Origin of the sequence: Methyloversatilis universalis EHg5 (assembly GCF_000378945.1) — a bacterium.
In the GTDB taxonomy this organism is placed as follows: Bacteria; Pseudomonadota; Gammaproteobacteria; order Burkholderiales; family Rhodocyclaceae; genus Methyloversatilis; species Methyloversatilis universalis_A.
This window is the reverse complement of record NZ_KB900539.1, coordinates 2651389-2667874: the sequence shown is the minus strand read 5'-3', so window position 1 is coordinate 2667874 and position 16486 is coordinate 2651389. Positions and strand designations below refer to the sequence as shown.

Sequence of the window (16486 nt, the reverse complement as noted above, 5' to 3'; positions counted from 1 at the left end):
GGAAGGGCGTCGGGCTGTCCGGATGCCGCATTCATGCAGGATGGAATTGCAGGTTTGCGGGTTCAGCGCAGCCCCAAGCGCCCTGCCAGTCGATGCAGGTTGGCGCGGTCCAGGCCCAGTTCGCGTGCGGCCGCAGCCCAGTTGCCCTCGGCGCGTGCCAGCGCGGCGGCGATGGCGTCGCGCTGGAAGCGTTCGGTCGCGCTGCGCAGATCGCCGTCCGTGGCCGGTGCGACGACCTGCGGGCGTGCCGCTTCGGCCGGGGCAGGCGTGCCCAGTTCAAGATGGGCTGCGTCCAGCGTGACGATGCGCGGGCGGCCGGCCGAACCGGCCAGCGCCTTCAGCGCGGCGCGCCCGATCAGGTGTTCCAGCTCGCGCACATTGCCCGGCCAGTCGTGGGCGAGCAGGGCGGCCTGGGCGTCCGGCGCCAGCCGCAGGCCGCGCAGGCCGAGCCGGGCGCGGTTCTGTTCGAGAAAGCGGCCGGCCAGCAGCAGCACATCGCGGCCGCGCTCGCGCAGCGGCGGCACGTGCAGCGGGTACACGCCCAGCCGGTGGTAGAGGTCGGCGCGGAAGCGGCCGCCCCGCACCTCTTCCGCAAGGTCGCGGTTGGTGGCGGCGATCACCCGCACGTCGACATGCACATCCTGTTCGGCGCCTACCCGCTGCAGCTGCCCGCCCTGCAGCACGCGCAGCAGCTTGGCCTGTGCGGCCAGCGGCAGTTCGCCGACCTCGTCCAGGAACAGGGTGCCGCCGTCGGCCAGCGCGAACTTGCCGCGACGGTCGGCCACCGCGCCGGAAAAGGCGCCGCGCACATGGCCGAACAGCTCGCTTTCGACCAGATTGTCCGGCAGTGCCGCGCAGTTCAGGCTCACCAGCGGGCGCGCCGCGCGGGCCGACGCCGCGTGCAGCGCGCGCGCCACCAGCTCCTTGCCGGTGCCGGTTTCGCCGTGCACCAGCACGGTCAGTTCGCTGGCACCGACCACCTCGATTTCCTTCAGCAGCCGCCGGTGTGCGGCGCTGTGCCCGACCATGCCGCGGCTGTCGGCCGGGCTGGCCGCCTCGCGATAGGCCTCGGCCCGCAGCTCGCCGTCCTCGGCCCGGCGCGCCAGCGCTTCCATGCGCTGAGCGGCTTTCACGGTGGCCGCGGCCAGACTGGCGAAGCCGGCCAGCATGTCGAGGTCGGTGCCCTCGAAGCGGGCCGGGTCGAGCGCGTCCAGCGTCAGCACGCCCCAGGCCTGACCGTCGAGGAAGAGCGGGCAGCCGAGGCAGTCGTGCACTTCGAGGTGGGCGCCATGGCCCAGCACCAGGCCGTCGTACGGGTCGGGCAGCGGGCAGTCGGCGGCGAAGCGGGTGGGCTGGGTGCTGTCCAGCAGCGCGGCCAGACGCGGGTGTTCGGCCACGCGGAAGCGGCGGCCCAGCGTGTCCGGGCTCAGCCCGTCGATCGCCAGCGGCAGCAGATGTTCGCCGTCCAGCCGCAGCAGGGCGGTGGCATCACAGGGCAGCAGTTCGCGTAGCGCCTGCAGCAGGCGGCGGTAGCGCTCCTGCGCCGGCAGGTCGCGCGACAGGTCATCGACCAGCGGAATCAGGGCCGACAGCAGCGGGTGTGTTGTCACAATGACTTGATGTTGTCAGTAAGACTTTGTCCAAGTGTAGTCGATCTGACATTGGCCCGTTGCAGGTCATTGATCTGTCAGGGGGCCGGGCATGGCATGCGGCTTGATATGTAAAGGCGTCGGCGTGGCTCGGGACGTTCACGCCGGCGTTTCATTCACTGTCAGGAGAAAACCATGCTGAGCCCGGAACACCGAGCCATCGTCAAGGCCACCGTGCCGCTGCTGGAAAGCGGCGGCGAGGCGCTGACCACCCATTTCTACCGCATCATGCTGGCCGAACACCCGGAGGTGCGGCCGCTGTTCAATCAGGCGCACCAGGCCAGCGGCGACCAGCCGCGGGCGCTCGCCAACGGCGTGCTGATGTACGCGAAGCACATCGACCGCCTGGAAGCGCTTGGCCCGCTGGTCGGCCAGATCGTGCAGAAGCACGTGTCGCTGCAGGTGCTGCCCGAGCATTACCCCATCGTCGGCGGCTGCCTGCTGCGCGCGATCCGCGAAGTGCTCGGCGCGGAAATCGCGACCGATGCGGTGATCGAGGCCTGGGGCGCCGCCTACGGCCTGCTGGCCGATCTGCTGATCGGCGCCGAGGAGTCGGTCTATGCCGGTCATGCGCAGGCGGAGGGCGGCTGGCGCGGTGCGCGCGCCTTCCGCGTCGAGCGCAAGGTGCGCGAGAGCGACGAAATCATCTCTTTCCACCTCGCGCCGGTCGATGGCGGACCGGTGCTGCGCCATGCGCCGGGCGAGTACATCGGCCTGCAGCGGGTGATCGACGGTCAGGAAATGCGCCGCAACTACTCGCTGTCGGCGGCCGCGAACGGGCGTGACTACCGCATCAGCGTCAAGCGCGAAGCGGGCGGCCGGGTGTCCGGCCATCTGCACGAGGCGGTGAAGGAGGGCGATGTGCTCGATCTGTTCCCGCCGGCCGGCGATTTCACGCTGCAGGCCTCGGAACGCCCGGTGGCGCTGATCACCGCGGGCGTGGGCATCACGCCGGCGCTGCCGATGATGGAGCAGGCGCTGGCCGAAGGGCGCGAGGTGCATTTCATCCATTGCGCCCGCCACGGCGGCGTGCATGCTTTCCGCGAACAGGTGGAGGCGCTGGCGCAGCGCTACCCGAAGCTGAAGCGCTTCTATGTATACAGCGAACCGCGCACCGGTGACCAGGCGCATGCCGAAGGTTTCATCGAGCGGCTGCATCTCGAGCGCTGGCTGCCGCAGCCCGCGTCGCTGGACGCCTACTTCCTCGGTCCGAAGCCCTTCATGAAGCGGGTGAAGACCCTGCTGGCCGAAGTCGGCGTGCCGGCCGAGCGCACCCGCTACGAGTTCTTCGGACCGGCCGCCGCGCTGGAGGGCTGACCGGTTTGGTGAGGCGTCGCGGAGGCGGCAGGCAGCCGTCTTCCCGACGCACTCAGGCCTCGGCGGTCTCTTCTTCGAGGGGCAGCGCCGGGCGCGGGCCGGCAGTGCGCAGTTCCTGGCCCCAGTCGACGATGGCGAAGCGGCCGTCGGCGTGTTCGACGATGGCGGTGCAGCTGTCCACCCAGTCGCCGCAGTTCATGTAAGTGAGGCCTTGTACCTCGCGCAGCGATACCGCGTGGATGTGGCCGCAGATCACGCCGTCTACGCCGCGGGTGCGGGCTTCGTGCATGACCGAATCCTCGAAATCGTAGATGAAGCTCACCGCGCTTTTCACCTTGCGCTTGGCGTAGCCGGCCAGCGACCAGTAGCCGGCGATGCCCAGGGTGCGGCGCAGCCACGACAGCCGCGCATTGATGCTCACCAGCAGGTTGTAGGCCACGTCGCCCAGCAGCGCCACCCAGCGGTGGTGGCGGGTGACCTGGTCGAAGTCGTCGCCATGCACCAGCCAGTAGCGGCGGCCGTCGGCGGCCTGGTGGATGTACTCCCGCTGCAGTTCGATGTCGCCGAATACGGTGCCGGTGTATTCGCGCAGCGCCTCGTCGTGATTGCCCGGAATGAAGATGACCCGGGTGCCCTTGCGCGCGCGGCGCAGGATTTTCTGCACCACGGTGTTCTGCGACGGCGACCAGTGGATGGAGCGGCTCATCGCCCAGAAGTCGATGATGTCGCCGACCAGATAGAGGTAATCCGATTCGTGGTGGCGGAGGAAATCCAGCAGTGCCTCGGCCTGGCAGCCGCGGGTACCGAGATGGATGTCCGACAGGAAGATGGCGCGGACGTGCCGGACGAGAGGGTCGGGTGCATTCACGCCGCCGATTCAAACCCTTGCGTGTGACAGGGCGGTGACGGTGCGGGCGCTGCGTTGCATCGGCGCAAAAAAACGGCGCAACAACCGACGCAAAAAGGGCACGCCGTGGCGTGCCCGTAAAACCGGACAGGCGGGCGCCCTGCGCGCCCGCCCGGCCCGGAGGGTCAGTACATCAGTTGCACGCCGAGGATGAACTTGTCGGTCTTCACGCCGGCTGCGCTTTCCATGTCGGAGTACACGCCGGTAATGCGCGCATTGTGGCCGGCCATCACATAGGTCAGGCCCACATCCCACTGGTCGGCCTTGCCGGCACCGGCGTCCGGATCGAATTCCTGGTAACGGACATAGGGCTGGAACTGGCCGATGCCGATCTTGGTCGGGATCAGGTAGGCGGCCGTCACCAGCCAGGCGTCGCCGGCGGTGGCGCCGCCGCAGTTGTTGATGTTGGTACACAGGATGTTGCCGCCAGCCACGTCGGCCACGCCGTCGGTGTCGTAGTTGTAGTAGGCGCCTTCCAGCGTCAGTACGCCGCCGCCCGACAGCTTGCTCTCGTACAGCGCGTCGATGTTCCAGGACTTGTAGTCACCCTTGGCCAGCGCTGTGCCCACGCCGTCTTTCTGCATCTGGTAGGCGAAGCCGACGGTGAAGATGTCCTTCGAGCCGAAGTAGCTGTTGGTGCCGTAGTAGCCCAGTTCGGGGTCGAGGAAGCTGTAGGCGATGCGGGTGGCGTAGAGCGGGGAGTCGCCTTCGTTCGACAGGCCGGCACCGCGGTTCTTGCCCTGGAAGGCACCGAAGGAGTACAGCAGCTTGCCGCCCAGCACATTGCCCCACAGCAGCGCGCCGTCATCGCGGCCGGTGAAGGCGTTCGGGTACTGCGACACCATCGGGTATTCCCATACGTTGGCGAAGTAGGGGCCGGCCATATTGGCGCGGTCGCCCGGCGGCAGCATGCGGCCGAACCAGAAGTTCACGCCTTCGGTCAGTTCGAACTGGGCGACCGCATCGAGGATGCGCATCGATTCGTCCGACTGGCGCTCGAAGTTGATCATGCCGCCGATGTTCTTGGTGATCTTGCCGCTGGTGATGATACGGACCGAATCGATCGAGAAATCGCTGGAGCGCGAGCCGTCCGGCGCCGCGTTCTCGACGCTGGAGTAGGACGAACGCGCCCACAGGCTCAGCGTCAGATAGCTTTCGCCGGGGCCGGCCACGGTGACGCCGGCCTGCGCGGCACCGCAGGTGGCGAGGGCAGCGGCGAGTGCGGCCAGGCGCGGGGTGTTGGATGATTTTTTCATGGTGCTGGACTCCCGGTTGTGAAGGTGCGTTGAAACGGTGGAAAGGCGTGCGCGGGCGATCAGTGGCTGATCATCCAGGGGCGTTTGGTGGGGAAGGCCTTGGAGCCGTCGCGCGCGACGGCGGTGGTCTTGCCGGGCTTGCCGCTGCAGCACGAGCAGCCGGGGCCGTGCGAGCGGCTGGCCAGCTTCGGCTCATGGCGAGCGCGCTCGTTGGTGGCATGCGCGCTGCGCAGCTGGCCCGGCATGTCGGCGAAAGCCGGTGCTGAAATCAGCTGGCGGGCGGCCGGCTGGCCGCAGGCCGGGCACAGGCAGGGCGCGTCCCGCTGCGCGATGCTGCGCATGGCGGAAAAGCCGCCATGCGCCTCGCAGTGAAAGTCGTAGGTCGGCATGGCGGCGTCCTCAGACGTCTTCCGAAATCGGCATCTGCACGCTGCCGTCGAGGAATTTCTGCGGTCCGGCCTCGGTCGGCATGATGTCGAAGTCGAAGATGTCGGTCGGCAGCCACAGCGTCGCGCAGGCGTTCGGAATGTCGACCACGCCGCTGATGTGGCCCTGCACCGGCGCGGTGCCGAGAATCGAGTAGGCCTGGGCGCCGGAGTAGCCGAATTTCTTCAGGTACTCGATCGCGTTCAGGCAGGCCTGGCGGTAGGCCACATGCACGTCGAGGTAGTGCTGCTTGCCCTGTTCGTCGACCGAAATGCCTTCGAAGATCAGGTAGTCGTCGTACTTGGGCGTGATCGGGCTGGGCTTGAAGATCGGGTTCTTGACCGCGTACTTCTTCATGCCGTCCTTGATGATGTTCACCCGCAGGTGCAGCCAGCCGGCCATTTCGATGGCGCCGCAGAAGGTGATTTCGCCGTCGCCCTGCGAGAAGTGCAGGTCGCCCATCGACAGGCCGCCGCCCTTCACATAGACCGGGAAGTAGATGCGCGCGCCGCGCGACAGGTCCTTGATGTCGCAGTTGCCGCCGTGTTCGCGCGGCGGCACGGTGCGCGCGCCTTCCATCGCCGCCTTGTCGCGCGCTTCGCCTTTCAGCCGGCCCATGTGCGCGGTCGGCGCGCACGGCGGGCAGCCCAGCGCCGGTACGCGATCCGGGTCGGTGTTGATGAAGTCGATCTCGCGCGTGTTCCACTCTTCGAGCAGCTTGGGGTCAGGCAGGCAGCCGATCAGGCCCGGGTGGATCAGGCCGGCGTACTTCACGCCCGGTACGTGGCGCGATTCGGTGAACATGCCCTTGATGTCCCAGATCGACTTCTGCGCCAGCGGGAAGTGGTCGGTCAGGAAGCCGCCGCCGTTCTTCTTCGAGAAGAAGCCGTTGAAGCCCCACAGGCTGTCTTCCTTGGCGCCGATGTCCAGGATGTCGACCACCAGCAGGTCGCCCGGCTCGCAGCCTTCGACACCGATCGGGCCGGACAGGAAGTGCACCGTGGTGAGGTCGACGTCGCGCACGTCGTCCGCGCTGTCGTTGTTCTGGATGTAGCCGCCGGTCCAGTCGTAGGTTTCGATCTTGAAGTCGTCGCCCGGCTTCACCCACGCGACGATGGGAATGTCCGGGTGCCAGCGGTTGTGCACCATGTCGTTCTCATAGGGCGACTGCTTCAGGTCTACCTTGATCAGGGTCTCTGCCATGTTGATCTCCTTGGATGGAAGGGGCGTTGGGCGGTGGGTGGCTTTGCGGCGGGGGTCAGACGGACAGGAACTGCTTGATGCGCGCGGTATCGGTTTCCGCGCGGGTGCTTTCATGGACCAGGCGGCCGCCCTCGATGACGAACAGCCGGTCGGCCACGTCCATCGCGAAACTGAGCACCTGTTCGGATACGACGATGGTGATTTCGCGCAGCTTGCGGATTTCGTTCAGCGCCTTCGCGATGTCCTTGATGATCGAGGGCTGTATGCCTTCGGTCGGCTCGTCGAGCAGCAGCACCTTGGGATCGGTCACCAGCGCGCGGGCGATGGCGAGCTGCTGCTGCTGGCCGCCGGAGAGGTTGCCGCCCTTGCGGCGGCGCATGTCCCACAGCACCGGGAAGAGGGCGTAGATCTCTTCCGGCACCTTCTTCACCTTGGCGTTTTCCAGACCGGTGTGGATGTTTTCCTCGACCGTCAGCGTCGGGAAAATCATGCGGCCCTGCGGCACGTAGGCGATGCCCTTGGCGACGCGCCTGTAGCTTTCGTCCTTCGATACTTCGTTGCCGGCCACCTCGATCTGGCCGCTCTTCAGCGGCAGCACGCCGATCAGTGACTTGAACAGCGTGGTCTTGCCCATGCCGTTGCGGCCCATGATGGCGATCGTTTCGTTCCGCTTCGCTTCGAACGAAATGCCGTGCAGCGCCTGGCTCTGGCCGTAGGCGACGAAGACGTCCTTCACGTTGAGCATGATGGAATCCTTTCCGTGGATGGGCTCAGTGGCCCAGATAGACGTCGATGACCTTGGGATCGGCCTGCACCTTTTCCATCGATCCTTCCGCGAGGATCTTTCCCTGGTGCATGACGGTGACCTTGTGGGCGATGCGCTTGACGAAATCCATGTCGTGCTCGATCACGATCACCGAGCGGCCCTTGCAGATGCGCTGCAGCAGGTCGGCGGTCAGTTCGCGTTCGCGCACGCTCATGCCGGCGATGGGTTCATCCAGCATCAGCAGCTCGGGCTCCTGCATCAGCAGCATCCCGATCTCCAGCCACTGCTTCTGGCCGTGGCTGAGCAGGCCGGCTTCGGTGTCGAGCGCGTCGGCCAGGCCGATCTCGGTCGCCACCGACTGCACCCGCTCCTTCACCTCGTCGGTGCAGCGGAAGCCGAGCGCGCCGAGCACGCTGCGGCCCTGCGGGAAAGACACTTCCAGGTTCTTGAACACCGAAAGGTTTTCGTAGATCGACGGCGTCTGGAACTTGCGGCCGACGCCGGCGCGCACGATCTTGTGCTCGGCCAGCCGGGTCATTTCCTGGTTCTTGAACTTGATGCTGCCGGCGCTGGCCTTGGTCTTGCCGCAGATCAGGTCGAGCAGCGTGGTCTTGCCGGCGCCGTTCGGACCGATGATCACGCGCAGCTCGCCGCGATCGACGTAGAGGGTGAGTGCGTCGATCGCCTTGAAGCCGTCGAAGGACACGGTGAGGTCCTCGATCGCGAGTACGAAGTCGGTATTGCTCATGTCGGTCTCCTGTCAGGTCGGGCGCGGGTCAGGCCGACTGGCCCTGTACGCCGCCGGGCAGCGTGGCCGGCGGGGCGGACTTGTGGCTGGGGGCGGGCGGCGGTGCGGCCGGCGGTTCGATCGCGGCCGGCGCGGCCTTGGGCGCCTTGCGGCGTGCGAACCAGGGCTTCACGTGGCTTTCGTACAGACCGGCCAGACCGTTGGGGAAGGCCAGCACCACGCCGATGAACAGCGCGGCCATCAGGAACAGCCAGAGGTCGGGGGCGGACTCGGAGAAGTAGGTCTTGCCGAAATTCACCAGCAGCGCGCCATACACCGCGCCCACCAGCGACATGCGGCCGCCGACCGCGGCGAAGATGACCATTTCGATCGACGGCACGATGCCGACGAAGGACGGCGACATGAAGCCGACCTGCAGCGTGAACATCGCGCCGCCGATGGCCGAGATGCCGGCCGCCAGTACGAAGGCGAACACCTTGAACATCGCCACGTCGTAGCCGGAGAAGCGGACCCGGTCTTCCTTGTCGCGCATGGCCAGCAGCAGCGTGCCGAGCTTGGACATCTGGATCCAGCGGCACAGCACGATCACGCCGATCAGCAGGCCAGCATTGACGAAGTACAGGATGAGCTTGGCGCTGTCGTCGCGGATGTCCCAGCCGAGCAGGGTGCGCAGGTCGGTGATGCCATTGACGCCGCCGGTATAGCCCTGCTGGCCGATGATGAGCACGGTCAGGATGAGCGCCACCGCCTGGGTGATGATGGCGAAATACACGCCGCCCACCCGGCGCTTGAACATCGCGAAGCTGATGATGAAGGCCAGCACCATCGGCACCGCCACCACCGCGATCAGTGCCAGCGGCAGGTGGCGGAACGGCTCCCACCACAGCGGCAGCTCGGTCAGCTGGTTCCAGTCCATGAAGTCCGGAATGCCCGGCGTGCTCTGGATCTTGGTCGCTTCCGGGTCGGACGCTTCCAGTTTCAGGAACATCGCCATCATGTAGCCGCCGAGGCCGAAGAACACGCCCTGGCCCAGGCTCAGAATGCCGCCGTAACCCCACAGCATGACGAGGCCGACGGCGACGAAGGCGTAGGTGAGGTACTTGCCGACGAGGTTGAGGCGGAAAATGTCCATCGTGAGCGGGAACACCACCACGATGAGCAGCGCGAGCAGCAGGATGCTTCCTGTTCCGCTGCGTGCGATCCAGCTCTTGAATGCGTCCATGTGAATCTCCTGGATGGTTCGAAATCGGTGCGGATCGCGTTCAGCGGCGGATCTTCGAAGCGAAGAGGCCCTGCGGACGGATCATCAGGATGGTCACGATGAGCAGCAGCGTGAGCACCTTGGCCATCGAGCCGGTCAGGAAGAACTCGGCGATGGACTGGGTCTGCGCGATGCCGAAGGCGGAGGCCACGGTGCCGAGCAGCGAGCCGGCGCCGCCGAAGGTGACCACCAGGAAGGCATCCACGATGTAGAGCGAACCCGAGGTCGGACCGGTCGAACCGATGGTGGTGAAGGCCGCGCCCGCCACGCCGGCGATGCCGCAGCCGATGGCGTAAGTGAGGCGGTCGGTGCGCTTGGTGTTGATGCCGGTGGCGTTGGCCATCGGGCGGTTGGCCACGGTGGCGCGCACCCGCAGGCCCCAGCGCGACTTGTACAGCGCGAGCAGCACGCCGCCGGTCACCAGCAGGGTGAGCGCGAGCACGAACAGGCCGTTGATCGGAATGTCCAGACCTTCCGACGGCGACCACGAACCCATCAGCCAGTCGGGCAGCGTGGGGCTCACTTCCTTCGGGCCGAAGGTGGAGCGGAACACCTGCTGCATGCCCAGCGACAGGCCCCAGGTGGCGAGCAGCGTGTCCAGCGGACGCTTGTACAGATGGCGTATCAGTGCCCACTCGGTCAGCCATCCGAAGCCGAAGGCGATCAGGAAGGCGGCGAGGATGGCCACCGGGAAATAGGCCTGCATCAGCCCGGGTGCATAGCTTTCGGTCAGGCTGGAGAACAGGAAGATGGTGTAGGCGCCGATGGTCATGAATTCGCCATGCGCCATGTTGATCACGCCCATCTGGCCGAAGATGATGGCCAGGCCCAGGCCCATCAGCAGCAGCACCGAGAACAGGCTCAGGCCGGCGAAGCCCTGCATCAGGGCAATGTTGTAGATTTCGTCGAATGACATGGCGGACCTCCGGTCGGTTGGCCGGGCGCAGGCCCGGCCGGTGCAGGGGAAGGAGGGAGACCGCCCCGGTCTGCGCCGGGGCCGGTCTCGGGAGGCTTACTGGTAGCCCTTGGGGAAGGGATTGGGTTCGATCAGCTCGCCCGATTCGGCCACCACCTTGAAGGTGCCGTCAGGCATGCCCTGGGCGATGCGCGCCTTGCTCCACAGGTGGTGGTTCTCGTGCAGCTTCACGTAGCCCTCGGGCGCGCTCTTGAGCTCGATGCCGGGCGAGGCGGCGACCACCTTGTCCACATCGAAACTGCCCGCCTTCTCGACTGCGGCCTTCCACAGCCAGGGGCCGAGATAGCCGGCCTGGGTCACGTCGCCGATCACCGACTTCGGGCCGTAGGCCTTCTTGAAAGCCTCGACGAAGGCCTTGTTATTGGCGTTGTCGAGCGACTGGAAGTACTTCATCGAGGAATAGAAGCCGGCGAAGTTTTCGCCGCCCACGCCCAGCATTTCGTCCTCGGTCACCGACAGCGTGAGCAGGAACTGCTTGACGCCGGTGATGCCGGCCGCCTTCAGCTGCTTGTAGAAAGCCACGTTCGAGCCACCCACCACGGCTGCGAAGATGCAGTCCGGCTTCGCGACCTTGATCTTGTTGATCAGCGAGTTGAAGTTGGTGTGGCCGAGCGGGTAGTACTCCTCGCCCACCACCGAACCGAGCTTGCCCACCGACTCGATGTGCTTGCGTGCGATCTTCATCGAGGTGCGCGGCCAGATGTAGTCGGAGCCGATCAGGAAGTAGGTCTTGGCCTTCTTCTCCTTCGACGCCCAGTCCAGGCCCCAGATGATCTGCTGGGTGGCTTCCTGGCCGGTGTAGATCACGTTCTTCGACTGTTCCAGGCCTTCGTAGAAGGTCGGGTAGTAGAGCAGGCCGTTTTCCTTCTCGAACACCGGCAGCACCGCCTTGCGCGAGGCCGAGGTCCAGCAGCCGAACACGCAGGCCACCTTGTCATTGACCAGCAGCTTCTTCGACTTCTCGGCGAAGGTCGGCCAGTCGGAGGCGCCGTCTTCCTTGATCACCTTGATCTTGCGGCCGAGGATGCCGCCCATCGCGTTGATCTGGTCGATCGCCAGCTGTTCGGCCTGGATGGAGCCGGTTTCCGAAATCGCCATCGTGCCGGTGGCGGAGTGCAGCTGACCCACGATGACTTCGGTGTCGGTGACCGCGAGCTTGGTCGTATTGACCTTGGCCGTCGGGAACTGCGCGTTGGCGAAGCTGACGCCGGGCACCATCAGGGCCGGGGCGGCGGCCATGCCGAGCAGAACCTTGCGGCGTTGCTCGTCGGTGAGCGGCGCCGGAATCGTGTCTTTCTTGTCAGCCATGTCGAATCTCCTGAGCGGAAGGGGTTGGGGGCTTCAGGCGAGGCGACTGCGGTCCGATAGGTCGTTGTGCAGTGCACCGCAATCGTTCGCTGCGGTGCGAAAAGTAGTTTCCGGGGCTGCGTACGCGAATACGTCAATCGACGTATGTGCGGAGAAGGTGACAGGCGCGGTTGGAGCGGGGCGGGGTGCTAAGGTGGAATCCTGCGCTTTCGCACTGCACCACGATGTCGCTTGCGGCACCGTCGGAGTGCGCGGCGTGGAGGGAAGCTGCACTTGGGCTCCGGGCTGCACGCCGATCTGCCGCCCGGAGCATTTCTTGCATGGCGAGGCTTCGATCGCGTCAGCGCCTGCCCCGATGTCCGAAGCCACCCATCAGATATTCAAGATCCGCCGCGACTACAACACCTGGGTCGCCAACGAGACGCTCGAGGACTACGCGCTGCGCTACACCCCGCGCAGCTTCCGCAAGTGGTCCGAATGGCGGGTCGCCAACACCGCCTTCGGCGCGGTGTCCTTCCTCGCGCTGGAGGCGATCGGCGGCGCCATCGCGCTGAACTACGGCTTCACCAACGCGCTGTACGCCATCCTGCTGGTCGGGCTGATCACCTTCCTGACCGGCCTGCCGATCAGCTACTGCGCCGCCCGCTACGGCGTGGACATGGATCTGCTGACCCGCGGCGCCGGTTTCGGCTATCTCGGCTCCACCATCACCTCGCTGGTCTACGCGAGCTTCACCTTCATCTTCTTCGCCATCGAGGCGGCCATCATGGCGCTGGCCTTCGAGCTGTATTTCGGCCTGCCGCTGGCGTGGAGCTATCTGCTGTGCTCGGTCATCGTGATTCCGCTGGTGATTCACGGCGTCACGCTGATCAGCCGCATACAGCTGTGGACCCAGCCCTTGTGGATCGTGCTGCTGGTGCTGCCCTATGTCGCGGTGTGGTGGCAGGCGCCGCACCTCTACTCGGAATTCACCGGCCTCACAGGCCGCAGCTCCGGCAGCAGCGAATTCGACTGGGTCATGTTCGGCGCCGCCTCGACGGTGGCGATTTCGCTGGTGGTGCAGATCGGCGAACAGGTCGATTACCTGCGCTTCCTGCCGGAAAAGACGCGCGAGAACCGGGTGCGCTGGTGGGCGTCGGTGCTGATCGCCGGCCCCGGCTGGGTGGTGCCGGGCATGGTGAAGATGCTGGGCGGCGCCTTCCTCGCTTTCGTCGCGCTGCAGGCCATGGTGCCGGTGGACCGCGCGGTCGAGCCCACGCAGATGTACCTGGCCGGCTTCGCCTACGTGTTCGACTCGCCGGCGGTGGTGCTGGCGGTGACCGCGCTGTTCGTCATCGTGTCGCAGCTCAAGATCAATGTGACCAATGCCTACGCCGGCTCGCTCGCCTGGTCCAATTTCTTCGCCCGCCTTACCCACAGCCACCCGGGGCGCGTGGTGTGGCTGGTGTTCAATGTGGTGATCGCGCTGCTGCTCATGCTGCTCGGCGTGTTCGAAGCGCTGGAGCACGTGCTCGGCCTGTACGCCAACCTCGCCATCGCCTGGGTCGGCGCGCTGGTGGCCGATCTGGTGGTGAACAAGCCGCTCGGGCTGTCGCCTTCGCACATCGAGTTCAAGCGCGCCCACCTGTACGAAATCAACCCGGTCGGCCTCGGTTCGATGCTGATCGCCACGCTGGTGTCGGTGCTGGCCTATACCGGCTGGATGGGCGATCTGGCGCAGGCTTTCTCACCGTTCATTTCGCTGGCGACCGCCTTCGTGTGCGCACCGCTGATCGCGCTCGCCACCCGCGGCCGCTACTACCTCGCCCGGCGCAGCGCCACGCCGTGGCGACCGGGCGAAACCGTCACCTGCCACGTGTGCGAGAACAGCTTCGAGTCGGAGGACATGGCGCACTGCCCGGCCTACGGCCAGCCCATCTGTTCGCTGTGCTGCACGCTGGAATCGCGCTGCCACGACCGCTGCAAGACGGAGTCGAGCGCAGCCGATCAGCTGCATGCGCTGCTCAACGCCATCCTGCCGGTGCGGCTGGCGCAGCGGGTGAACTTCCGCATCGGTCACTTCCTGGTGGTGTTCCTGTCGCTCACCGTGCTGCTGGCGGTCATTTTCGGTGTCGTGTTCTACCAGGAGGCCATCGTCAGCGGCCTGCATTCGTCGGCACGCGAAAGCCTGCAGCTCACGCTGTCCAAGACCTTCGCGCTGCTGGTGCTGCTGTGCGCGGTGTGTGCCTGGTGGATCGTGCTCGGATCGGAAAGCCGGCGGCTGGCGCAGGACGAATCGAACCGGCAGAACCAGCTGCTGATGCGCGAGATCGACGCCCACCGCCGCACCGATCTGGCGCTGCAGAAAGCCAAGGACGCCGCCGAATCCGCCAACCGGGCCAAGACCCGCTACGTGACCGGCATCAGCCACGAACTGCGCACGCCGCTGAACAGCATTCTCGGCTATGCGCAGATCCTGCTGCGCGAGAGCGGAAAGCAGGGCGCCCGGTCTGGTCCGGACGACACGCAGAAGCGGGCGCTCGGCACCATCCTGCGCAGCGGCGAGCATCTGCTGGGCCTGATAGACGGCCTGCTCGACCTGGCGCGCATCGAGGCCGGCAAGCTCAGGCTGGACCCGGCGCCGATGCACATGCGCGAACTGCTGGACGATCTGGCCAAGATGTTCGAGCCGCAGGCGGCGCGCAAGGGCCTGCGCTTCCGGGTCGACACCAGCGGCCGCCTGCCCGACTACGTGCGGGTGGACGCCAAGCGCCTGCGCCAGGTGCTGATCAATCTGCTGGCCAATGCGGTCAAGTTCACCGAGCGTGGCGAGGTGGTGCTGCGGGTCGACTACCGGATGGAAGTGGCCCGTTTCGACATCGCCGATACCGGCCCGGGCATTGCGCCGGAAGACCACGCCCGCATCTTCATGCCCTTCGAGCGCAGCACCAGCGGCCGCATGATTGCCGAGCACGGCACCGGGCTGGGGCTCAGCATCACCCGCATGCTGACCTCGCTGATGGGCGGCGAACTGACGCTGGACAGCGAGCCGGGCCGCGGCTCCACCTTCCGGCTGCGCCTCTACCTGCCCGAATACCTGTCGGTGCCGTCGCAGCCGCGGCCGGCACGCACCGTGATCGGCTACGAAGGCCCGCGCCGCCGGGTGCTGCTGGTCGACGACGACGCCACCCAGCGCCACATGCTGACCGCCATGCTGGCGCCGCTGGGCTTCGATCTGGACGAGGCGGGCAGCGGCGAAGCGGCGCTGGCCTGCGTTGCCCGGGCGCGTCCGGACGTGGTGCTGCTCGACATCAATATGGACGGCATGGACGGCTGGGAAACCGCGCGCCGGCTGCGCGAGTTCGACGGCGCGCCGATTCCGGTGCTCATGGTGTCGGCCAATGTGTTCGAGAACCGCAGCGAGCTGCTGCGCACTGCCGGCTGCGCCGGCTTCGTGCCCAAGCCGGTGATCGAAGCCGAACTGCTGGACCAGCTGCGCGAGGCGCTGGATCTCACGCTGCATGTCGACGAGCCGGCCGGCGCCGGGGCACCGAAGACCGAGCTGGCGACCGACGCGCCGCTGGCCGCACTCGACGACGAGGAGCGCGCCGCGCTGCTGCGGCTGTCCCGGCTGGGCCACGTGAACGGCATCACCACGCTGCTCGACGCCATCGCCGACCGCTCGGAGGCGGCGCGCGAGGACTGCCGGCGCCTGCGCGCGCTGGTCGATGGTTTCGACCTGATCCGCTTTACCCAATTGCTGCAACGGGATGCCCATGCACTCTGAATTCCAGAAACCGGTGGTGCTCGTGGTCGACGACGCACCTGATTCGGTCGGCTTCCTGTGCGACGCGCTGTCGCACGCCGGCTATACCGTACTGATCGCGCATGACGGCGCGTCCGCGCTGTCGCGCCTCGAATGGGTGGTGCCGGACGCCATCCTGCTCGACGCGGTCATGCCCGGCCTGTCCGGCTTCGACACCTGCCGCCGCATCCGCGACGAACCCGGTCTCACCCACGTGCCCGTCATCTTCATGACCGGCCTGTCCGGCACCGCCGAGGTGGTCGAAGGTTTCACCGCCGGTGGCACCGATTACGTGGTGAAGCCGCTGCGGGTGGAGGAGGTGCTGGTGCGGCTGACTGCCCACGTGCGCAACGCGCGCGCGGTGCGCATCGCCCGCCAGGCGGTGGACGTGGCCGGGCTGGGCGTGCTGGTGGTCGACGCGCTGGGCCGCATTGCCTGGCGCTCGCCGCGCGCGGCGGAGTGCCTCGGCCAGTTCGGCATTGACCCGGCGGCGCCGACCGCCGACTGGCTGGGCGACCCGGCCACGCTGGCGGCCGACCCGGCGGCCGACACGCGGCTGCTGCGCGAGCAGGGCGATCAGGCGCTGTACGTACGCAGCCTGGGTGCGGTCGGGCTGGGCGAGCACATGCTGCTGCTCGACGTGCGCAGGCGCGGCGAATCGAGTACCCGCATTGCCGGCGCCCAGCTCACGCCGCGCGAAGCCGAGGTGCTGTCCTGGCTGGCCAAGGGCAAGACCAACCGCGACATCGGCGACATCCTGGGCATGAGTCCGCGTACTGTTAACAAGCATCTGGAACACATCTACGAGAAACTGGGCGTGGAAACCCGTGCCGCCGCCGCTGCGCTGGCGATGCGGGCGGCCAGCGACTGATCACCGGGAGGGCG

At 66.8% G+C, this 16486-nt stretch carries 13 protein-coding genes; 3 read left to right on the top strand and 10 right to left on the bottom strand.

Going from position 1 to position 16486, the window contains the following annotated elements; genetic code table 11:
- Positions 1-62: 62 nt before the first annotated feature.
- Positions 63-1610, bottom strand: coding sequence for a nitric oxide reductase transcriptional regulator NorR (gene norR / locus METUNV2_RS0112250; protein ID WP_018229772.1), 1548 nt, complete (start codon positions 1608-1610; stop codon positions 63-65).
- 174 nt (positions 1611-1784) lie between these two features.
- Between norR and hmpA the strand changes: the two genes are divergently transcribed.
- A complete protein-coding gene (gene hmpA / locus METUNV2_RS0112245) occupies positions 1785-2966 on the top strand; it encodes an NO-inducible flavohemoprotein (RefSeq protein WP_018229771.1) in 1182 nt (393 codons plus the stop codon).
- A 52-nt stretch (positions 2967-3018) separates the two neighbouring features.
- Here the strand turns inward: hmpA and METUNV2_RS0112240 are convergent, their stop codons facing one another.
- From METUNV2_RS0112240 to urtA, 9 genes are all read right to left on the bottom strand, one after another.
- On the bottom strand, positions 3019-3834 hold the full coding sequence (locus tag METUNV2_RS0112240) for a UDP-2,3-diacylglucosamine diphosphatase (protein ID WP_018229770.1): 816 nt from the start codon (positions 3832-3834) through the stop codon (positions 3019-3021).
- 164 nt (positions 3835-3998) lie between these two features.
- The gene (locus tag METUNV2_RS0112235; RefSeq protein ID WP_018229769.1) at positions 3999-5129 is read right to left on the bottom strand and encodes a hypothetical protein; all 1131 of its coding nucleotides are present in this window, start codon (positions 5127-5129) and stop codon (positions 3999-4001) included.
- 59 nt (positions 5130-5188) lie between these two features.
- A complete protein-coding gene (locus tag METUNV2_RS0112230; RefSeq protein WP_018229768.1) occupies positions 5189-5518 on the bottom strand; it encodes an FmdB family zinc ribbon protein in 330 nt (109 codons plus the stop codon).
- Between the two features lie 10 nt (positions 5519-5528).
- Complete coding sequence (gene fmdA, locus METUNV2_RS0112225; protein ID WP_018229767.1) at positions 5529-6758, bottom strand: formamidase; 1230 nt, start codon at positions 6756-6758, stop codon at positions 5529-5531.
- A 55-nt stretch (positions 6759-6813) separates the two neighbouring features.
- The gene (gene urtE / locus METUNV2_RS0112220) at positions 6814-7503 is read right to left on the bottom strand and encodes an urea ABC transporter ATP-binding subunit UrtE (RefSeq protein WP_018229766.1); all 690 of its coding nucleotides are present in this window, start codon (positions 7501-7503) and stop codon (positions 6814-6816) included.
- 25 nt (positions 7504-7528) lie between these two features.
- Complete coding sequence (gene urtD, locus METUNV2_RS0112215; protein ID WP_018229765.1) at positions 7529-8272, bottom strand: urea ABC transporter ATP-binding protein UrtD; 744 nt, start codon at positions 8270-8272, stop codon at positions 7529-7531.
- 28 nt (positions 8273-8300) lie between these two features.
- Positions 8301-9494 (bottom strand): urea ABC transporter permease subunit UrtC, encoded by a 1194-nt coding sequence (urtC, locus tag METUNV2_RS0112210; RefSeq protein ID WP_018229764.1) that lies wholly within the window; start codon positions 9492-9494, stop codon positions 8301-8303.
- Positions 9495-9534: 40 nt separating this feature from the next.
- A complete protein-coding gene (urtB, locus tag METUNV2_RS0112205; RefSeq protein WP_018229763.1) occupies positions 9535-10449 on the bottom strand; it encodes an urea ABC transporter permease subunit UrtB in 915 nt (304 codons plus the stop codon).
- A 96-nt stretch (positions 10450-10545) separates the two neighbouring features.
- Entirely contained in the window at positions 10546-11817 is a 1272-nt protein-coding gene (gene urtA, locus METUNV2_RS0112200; protein ID WP_018229762.1) for an urea ABC transporter substrate-binding protein, read from the bottom strand.
- Positions 11818-12172: 355 nt separating this feature from the next.
- On the opposite strand from urtA, the gene METUNV2_RS0112195 reads away from it, so the two are divergent.
- Positions 12173-15583, top strand: coding sequence for an ATP-binding protein (locus tag METUNV2_RS0112195; RefSeq protein ID WP_036271200.1), 3411 nt, complete (start codon positions 12173-12175; stop codon positions 15581-15583).
- The gene (locus tag METUNV2_RS0112190) at positions 15573-16472 is read left to right on the top strand and encodes a response regulator transcription factor (protein WP_018229760.1); all 900 of its coding nucleotides are present in this window, start codon (positions 15573-15575) and stop codon (positions 16470-16472) included. Before METUNV2_RS0112195 ends, METUNV2_RS0112190 begins: the two co-directional genes overlap by 11 nt.
- Positions 16473-16486: the final 14 nt, after the last annotated feature.